Annotated in this window: 1 protein-coding gene; it reads left to right on the forward strand. The window is 38.8% G+C overall.

The genetic code is table 11. The annotated features are described in order from the left end of the window. The coding region (locus N1032_RS27560) for a hypothetical protein (protein ID WP_259543915.1) at positions 1-309 on the forward strand (309 nt) is incomplete at its 5' end. Positions 310-533 lie beyond the last annotated feature (224 nt).

Consider the following 533-nt stretch of genomic DNA (forward strand, 5'->3'; position numbering starts at 1 on the left):
ACGACTACTGAACTATTATTCGCCAATACACTTCTTTCATATCAGAGACAGCGTTCAGATGCTTCATTCATGATGTGTCTGATCATGGCATCACTGATCGTCATCACTCTCACAGGCATCGTCCACTTATGGACAGACGGTGGACTCTCGTTCTTACTGTTCGTTGCTGGTTCGATCACCAATGTCTTTGCTATCCTATTCTGGTTAAACCAGATCAGTGATCTGATCAAGTTGACCAAGAAACTCAAAACTCTGGATCGCAAAGTGAAACTGGGCTGGGAATACGATTTATATTCGTTTGATCGATGATCGTTCGACCATATCCCAGAATCATGGCGGTCGTAGGTAGGAGATAGATCATGTCTTGAACTTGGTCGAACCATGTTCGATCTTGTTATTTTATAATCTCAAAATCAGCTGAAATCAGGAAGGACAATGTCCTGATTTTGGCTCATTTTTATGCTTATTTTTATAAAATAACACATTTCTAAATTGTCAGAATATTTTACGAATTTAATTCTGGAGAAATTTAC

It is taken from the genome of Herbiconiux daphne (assembly GCF_024979295.1).
GTDB lineage: Bacteria > Actinomycetota > Actinomycetes > Actinomycetales > Microbacteriaceae > Herbiconiux > Herbiconiux daphnes.